This window comes from Gordonia sp. HS-NH1 (assembly GCF_001418765.1).
In the GTDB taxonomy this organism is placed as follows: Bacteria; Actinomycetota; Actinomycetes; order Mycobacteriales; family Mycobacteriaceae; genus Gordonia.
In genome coordinates this window covers 137,922-143,921 of sequence record NZ_LIYC01000009.1, presented here as the reverse complement: position 1 = coordinate 143,921, position 6,000 = coordinate 137,922, and the positions used below count along the sequence as shown (strand labels likewise).

At 65.0% G+C, this 6,000-nt stretch carries 8 protein-coding genes and 1 pseudogene; 3 read left to right on the top strand and 6 right to left on the bottom strand.

What is annotated here, in order from left to right; genetic code table 11:
• Positions 1–742: SDR family NAD(P)-dependent oxidoreductase (locus AMD30_RS09350; RefSeq protein WP_055475432.1), on the bottom strand; the 742-nt coding region annotated here is incomplete at its 3' end.
• Entirely contained in the window at positions 739–1,077 is a 339-nt protein-coding gene (locus tag AMD30_RS09345; RefSeq protein ID WP_055475431.1) for a nuclear transport factor 2 family protein, read from the bottom strand. The genes AMD30_RS09345 and AMD30_RS09350, both read right to left, overlap by 4 nt.
• Positions 1,078–1,226: 149 nt before the next feature.
• Between AMD30_RS09345 and AMD30_RS09340 the strand changes: the two genes are divergently transcribed.
• Entirely contained in the window at positions 1,227–2,054 is an 828-nt protein-coding gene (locus AMD30_RS09340) for a MerR family transcriptional regulator (protein WP_055475430.1), read from the top strand.
• Between the two features lie 51 nt (positions 2,055–2,105).
• Here the strand turns inward: AMD30_RS09340 and AMD30_RS09335 are convergent, their stop codons facing one another.
• Both AMD30_RS09335 and AMD30_RS09330 read right to left on the bottom strand, forming a co-directional pair.
• Positions 2,106–2,876 (bottom strand): DUF4436 family protein, encoded by a 771-nt coding sequence (locus tag AMD30_RS09335; RefSeq protein ID WP_010842518.1) that lies wholly within the window; start codon positions 2,874–2,876, stop codon positions 2,106–2,108.
• 307 nt (positions 2,877–3,183) lie between these two features.
• Positions 3,184–3,570, bottom strand: a complete 387-nt coding sequence (locus AMD30_RS09330) for an SRPBCC family protein (RefSeq protein WP_035717284.1) — start codon at positions 3,568–3,570, stop codon at positions 3,184–3,186.
• 278 nt (positions 3,571–3,848) lie between these two features.
• On the opposite strand from AMD30_RS09330, the pseudogene AMD30_RS09325 reads away from it, so the two are divergent.
• Both AMD30_RS09325 and AMD30_RS09320 read left to right on the top strand, forming a co-directional pair.
• Positions 3,849–4,124: pseudogene (locus AMD30_RS09325) on the top strand (hypothetical protein); the annotation flags it as partial.
• A 279-nt stretch (positions 4,125–4,403) separates the two neighbouring features.
• The gene (locus tag AMD30_RS09320) at positions 4,404–4,712 is read left to right on the top strand and encodes a hypothetical protein (RefSeq protein WP_010842515.1); all 309 of its coding nucleotides are present in this window, start codon (positions 4,404–4,406) and stop codon (positions 4,710–4,712) included.
• A gap of 39 nt (positions 4,713–4,751) precedes the next feature.
• Here the strand turns inward: AMD30_RS09320 and AMD30_RS09315 are convergent, their stop codons facing one another.
• Both AMD30_RS09315 and AMD30_RS09310 read right to left on the bottom strand, forming a co-directional pair.
• On the bottom strand, positions 4,752–5,150 hold the full coding sequence (locus tag AMD30_RS09315) for a hypothetical protein (RefSeq protein ID WP_148281193.1): 399 nt from the start codon (positions 5,148–5,150) through the stop codon (positions 4,752–4,754).
• Positions 5,151–5,449: 299 nt separating this feature from the next.
• On the bottom strand, positions 5,450–5,983 hold the full coding sequence (locus tag AMD30_RS09310; protein WP_152467748.1) for a DUF1801 domain-containing protein: 534 nt from the start codon (positions 5,981–5,983) through the stop codon (positions 5,450–5,452).
• Between the last annotated feature and the right edge of the window lie 17 nt (positions 5,984–6,000).

Sequence of the window (6,000 nt, the reverse complement as noted above, 5' to 3'; positions counted from 1 at the left end):
CTACCAGGGGCTTGACCCGGGGAGGCTGGTCCTGGTCGATGGCAGCGATCACCGCACGGGCGCCGCGTCGCGGGTCGCCGGGTTGTCTACCGTCCATGTCCACGAACGCTGCGCGGATCTGCTCGAGCATCTCGTGGTACTTCGGAATCGGCTCCGACACCGGCTCGTCGGCGAAGCCGGCGTAGGCGTTCGTGCGGAATGCTCCTGGTTCGACTGCCAGCACCGAGATCCCCTGCGCCATGACCTCCTCACGGAGCGCCTCGGTGACGGCTTCGATCGCGAACTTCGTCGCGCTGTAGTAGCCGAAGCCGGTCGCCGCGACAAGCCCCGCCACCGAGCTCACGTTGACGATCCATCCGTCGCCGCGGGCACGCATGCCCGGCAGTACGGCGCGCGTCACGGAGAGCACTGCGAAGAAGTTCAGCTCGAACATCGCCCGCACCGACGATTCGTCCATACCCTCGATCGATCCGAACCAGCCGCGGCCGGCGCTGTTGATCAGCACGTCGATACCGCCGAAGTGCTCCTCGGCTGCACCCACCGCTCGCTGCACCTGCGCGGGATCGGTGACGTCGAGCGGTACGACGAGCACGCGGTCTCCGTACTGCTCGGCCCACGTCACCAACTTGTGCGGACGCCGGGACGTGAGCACAACGCGGCCCCCCGCCTCGAGTGCAGCTTCGGCGAACGCAACCCCGAAGCCACCCGGCGTGCCCCCGGTGATGAACCATCGCCGCGTCATGGCTCGATCACCAACCGGCTGATCAGCGCGTCGCGCAACGTGAAGCGGTAGTGCAGGTCGACGACGCCGCCCGGGAAGTCACCGTGCAGGTGCTGCCCGACGTCGACGATCTCAGCGGTCGTGGTTGCGCCGGTGAACTCGGACGTATAGGTGTACTCGCTGACCGAGTCGGCCAGCCATGCTTCGATCTCATCCCGGCCCCGGTAGTCGCGGCCGTCGTCGGTCACGACGGCATCGGCGGCGAACGTGGCGGACGCACGGTCGTCCTCTCGGGCGTCGAGCGCGGTCATGAACGTCTTTATGGTGTCCGGGAGAGCATGCCATTCTGTGGTCATGACCCAACGATGGAGTCTCCCCTTACGGGAAAGTCAACTGTGAACGCCGCAGTTCGTCGGACTGCACCGACATGTTGACCTTCCCCCAGGGGCAGACTGCAGGATGTCCCTCGAGTGGTAACACGCGCGACGGATCACAGGAGGACGCGATGGGCGCACAGGTTTCGATCGGCGACTTCGCAGTGATGACGAGCCTGAGCCGGAAGGCCCTGAGGCATTACCACGACATCGGCATTCTCCAACCGACCCACATCGATTCCCGCACGGGCTACCGGTTCTACGACACCAGCCAGGTCGATCATGCGCATATCATCCGCCGGTTCCGATCTCTCGGAATGTCCATACCCGACGTCAAGGCGCTACTGAGCACCGACGACGCAGCGGCCCGCACCGAGATCATCGCAACTCATCTCGAGCAGATGGAGGTCCAGCTGCAGCAGACTCGTGACACCGTCGGCGCACTGCGCGAACTACTTTCTCCCGTGCACACCCCCACCGTGGTGGCGGTCCGGCATGAACCCGCGCTCGCCGTATGGTCCATTGGTGCCACCCTCGAGGTCTCCGAACTCGACGGGTGGTTCGCGGCGACGCTGAGGACGCTGCGGAACGCCGTCGCCACGGTGGGAGGCGCCACGTCCGCAATCGTGCCGGGCGGCCTCTACGATCGAGCGCTGTTCGTCGAATCACGAGGTGAGGCAACCCTCTTCGTACCCGCACCGGAGTCCGCGACTCCCCCAGAGGGCATCCGTGCCGAGGTCTTGCCCCGGGCCGAATTCGCAGTGCTCACCCACTCCGGTGGCCATGAGGGCATCGACCGCAGCTACGGGGCCCTGGGGGTCTACGTGAACGAGCATCTGATCAGCGGCCCGGGGCCGATCCGCGAACATTACGTCGGCGGTACGCCGTCAAACCCGACATCGATCACCACGACCGAGATCTACTGGCCGATCTTCAGCACCACTCCACCGACCGACTGACAGCAGCAGGACCCGCGGTCCCACAACTCGCGGTCCGGCCGCCGGGTCCGATCAGGGAGCCTGCTTCCACCAGGCGATCACGTACAGCGACAACGATGCGACCAGACCGCCGAGGACCCACAGCACCACCGAGTAATCGACCCACGACCCGAATGGGGGCGTACCGGGAAAGATGTTGCGCAACGGCAGCACAGCAAACAGCATCACCGCGAACCAGGTGACCATCGGGGGCTGAAATGCCTTGCGACGGCGAACCGTTTGGATCGAGACGAACAGCGTGCAGATCGGCAGGACAACCAGCATCACGCACAACGCGAGATCGAAGGTCAACGATCCGGCCGTTCTCGACGAGGAGATCGTGAAGGCCTTTCCGCCGGAGGAGGGCGTGTCTCCGGCTTCGATGTTCCAGCCGATGAGCGAATCGGTGAGCACGACGTCCGTCGGCAACTCCACGTCGTTCGGCCCGAAGGCCTGAACCGTCACGGAGTCGGACACATAGCTGTCGAACGGCCAGTGTCGGATGTCGCCGTTGCTGTACAAGGTCACCGGCAGGGCGCCCGGGCGTGTACCAGCGGGGAACTGCAATTCAGCGGCCGAGACTCTCGGTGAGACATCGACGGTGAGATCTTCCCTGAGCTCTCCGCGCTCGTCGAGCAGATCGCTGCCGGCATAGACCGAGACGTTGCCCCCGACCTCGAACGCCGCACCATCGACCGAGTCGATGTCCAGATAGACCAGGACCTCGTTGGCAGCGGGTTCGTTCGTATCCGGGTCGCCACCGGCACCGCCTGCGGCGTACGCCACCAGCACCGCGACATACATAATCACTACTCCGACGACAATCGCCAGACCCTTGACCCAACCCGATCGTCTACCGCTCTCCGCCATACGCCGGCCTCCGTCGTCACCACCGTTCGGCGGCCATGAGCAGGCGCCGGCTGGACGTGAGTGTATCGGTGATCATGCTGAGTAAGAGAGGTTCTCGTCGCCGGAACGGCCCAACGACGCACCTGTGAGCGTCATGTCGCGGCTACTCGCTCACCAGTGTCCCGCGAACGATGATGAATCGAGCGATTTCGCTGGGCGAATTCTGCCGCGAACCATCACTCGTGCCCCGTGTCGATTCATGTCACGGTTTGTTCAGTTTTTCAGAGGCGATCCGTTCGATGCGTGGCAAGGCAACAGCCAGCACCGGCAGATACCCGATCGCCCACACCGGCGCACCGAAACTGAGGACGCAGCCACCCGGCACCGCGATCACCTCGTGACGGGTCGCGTTCACTCCTGCCACCTTCCACGCCCAGGATCGATGTTCCACGAACTCGGTGATCTCGAACGGCAGTGGAACTCCCGCGATGGTCGTGACGGTCCCTGTGGTCCCAAGCGTCAACCCGCCGGCACCTTCCACCTGCGCACCCGAGACGGTGGGACCCCATCGCGGCCAGTCCTGCACATCGACGAGCGTTGCCCACACCGCCTCTGGGGCCAGGTTCATCCGAAGTTGGGCCGTAGGCATCCCGCGACGCCATGTACTGCGAACGCGCAGAGCCGACTTCAGCCACGTGGGTGAAGCTAGGTGGTTCATGAGGGGTCCAGCTCGCCGAGGATGTGATGCAGCATCAGACCATCGTCGCAGAGCGAGCTGTACCGCGCGCTGACTTCTCGGCCCAGCCGGCGCCTCGCATCACGCGGGTGGTGCGCTCCCCCGCCGGCGTTGGCATTCCCGCCCGTTCGAGGTCTCGGCATCCGATACTGGTTGCACCTGATCACCCGCACCGAACTCGAGGAGACCTGATGTCGGTCAGCGAGCCCGCCGCCGGTCGCGGCACGTATTTCGACGACCCGATCACGATCGATGAGCAGACCACGATGATCCCGGTGTCGCGCCGCGGGTTCCGCGGCCGGCCGGTCGCCGTCGGCGCCTATACGGTGACCGGCGGCGTCACGACCTGGACCCCGGCCGTCGACAGCGGTCGAGTGGCACTCATCGGAGTGATCACCGGCCTCGTCGCGGCCACACTGGGATCGGCTGCAGTCCTCCGGCAACCGCCCTGGCCGCGAATGACCATCGAGCAGAGTCACCTGCCCCGCCACGGATCACCGACAACGCCCTCCCGTCGTCTGCGGGTGGGCCGATTGCACGGGTCGGCCCAGCACTCTTGACGCCGCCTACGCCCGGACGCCTGCTGCGAAGTATTGCGATGCGTTGAGCACATCGAGTCTCTAGCGTTCGAGTGATGAACGAGCACGGGAACGAGTGGTTCCGCGATCTCGCACGCCTGCAACCGAAAGACAACCCCGACCTCCGGCCTACCCGGTGAGACCGACCACTGAGAGGAGACTCGTCCGATGCAAGCCGACACCTATCCCGATGACTGGCGTCCGGCGCAAGCCGACGGCCCGGTCGATCTCGTCGTCAACGGCGAGCTGTTCCAGGTGAGTATCCGGGCTGACGGAGGGTATTCGAGCAGGTGGGTGTCAGGTCCGAATCCCGGGTACGGCTTCGACTCCAGCGCACCGTGCGTCGCATGGAACAGCGGGGACGGGCTCCCGCCCGCGCCGCTTCCACTCCCCCTTCCGACCATTGCCGAACATCGCGAGTCGATCACTGAGTTCCTCTCTGACATCGACCCGCTGACCGGCTATCTCCGGGAGTAGCGATGCGGGGACACCGCCCGACGGCGAGCGGACTCGACCTCAGCCCCGCGCGACGACCGACCGGCCGCGGACTGGCCACCACAACACCCAGACCGTGATGGCGTTGATCACCGACATGGCGACGTACGGTGCGGTGAACACGAGCAGCTCGGCGGCCGTAAGGGTTGGGACCCAGGCGAATTCGTCGTAGGGCTGCGGATCGAATGTCATGCGTGCGATGTCGGCCACCGCGACGGTCCACACCACGGTGGTCCACAGCAACCCCGTGGTCGCGATGATTCTTCCGGCCAACGGCAGGGCGGTGAGTACTGAAACGGCCAGCCCGGCAGCCACGAGAGCCGGCAGATAGAACAGCGCACCGAGTGTCATCAGCAACGCCCAGGTGGCGGTCACATCCAGCGCCGACGAAGGATTGGCGACCTCGTTGAGCACTGCCATGGACGCGAACCCGACCACCAGAAGCAGCGGGGGCCCCAAGACCGCACACCGCGTCCAGCGTCTGATTCGGGTCACCCGGCCGATACTCGCACAACTCTCGCACTACCCGTGTCGGCGTTCCGGTCCGTGTCGCCGGTCAGCGGCATAGATCAGTCACGTACGACGATCGCTGCGACCGACGATCATCGCCCGCTGCGTCGTGCTGCGCGGCGGCGACCAGGAGCTGTGATCGCAGAGGGTGCGCATGAACTCGTGATCTGGGGCGACGGCAGCGCTGACAGCGCACGCGTACGCACACCTCAACTGTCGTGAGAAGCGCGGGTCTCCGCCAGCGAGCGCTCGAGAAGTGTCCTCAACACCTCACGGTCAACGTCTTTCAATCGCGTGAGGTGCAAGCACGATTTGCCGGCGCGGGTCTTACCGAGTCTGTCGATGAGGTCTGGCCATCGTGAGGCAAAATCGCTGACCAGATAGATGGTGTGGGTTTTCGGACCTGTCGCGAAGGCGAGTTCGGGTGCCCGACCACCGTGTCCGCTGTTGTAGCGGTACTCATACTCGCCGAAGCCGACCATGCGCCCGGCCCACACCACCGGTGTCTGCCCGGTGATGTCTTCGAAGAGTGCGATAAGTTCGTCAGCCTCGCGACGACGGGGACCGCCCGCTCGGTCCAGCGCCTCTTCGACCGCTGTCGCGGACGGAACCATAGCCGGCGCTCTGCCACCGGCGCGCTGATTGTCGTTCACGACAGCTTCTCTTTGTCTCGATTGAATCGCCGAGCCGAATGAACCTAATACACCGTCGAAGTTCGTTCCGCGACGGGCGCTTTCGTCCATCGGATTCGTAGGCTACC

Coding starts and splice junctions, on each gene's coding strand:
- AMD30_RS09315 (WP_148281193.1), bottom strand. CDS start 5,150: ATGGCAGTGCTCAACGAGGTCGCCAATCCTTCGTCGGCGCTGGATGTG.
- AMD30_RS09330 (WP_035717284.1), bottom strand. CDS start 3,570: ATGCCTACGGCCCAACTTCGGATGAACCTGGCCCCAGAGGCGGTGTGG.
- AMD30_RS09335 (WP_010842518.1), bottom strand. CDS start 2,876: ATGTATGTCGCGGTGCTGGTGGCGTACGCCGCAGGCGGTGCCGGTGGC.
- AMD30_RS09320 (WP_010842515.1), top strand. CDS start 4,404: ATGCAAGCCGACACCTATCCCGATGACTGGCGTCCGGCGCAAGCCGAC.
- AMD30_RS09310 (WP_152467748.1), bottom strand. CDS start 5,983: ATGGACGAAAGCGCCCGTCGCGGAACGAACTTCGACGGTGTATTAGGT.
- AMD30_RS09340 (WP_055475430.1), top strand. CDS start 1,227: ATGGGCGCACAGGTTTCGATCGGCGACTTCGCAGTGATGACGAGCCTG.
- AMD30_RS09345 (WP_055475431.1), bottom strand. CDS start 1,077: ATGACCACAGAATGGCATGCTCTCCCGGACACCATAAAGACGTTCATG.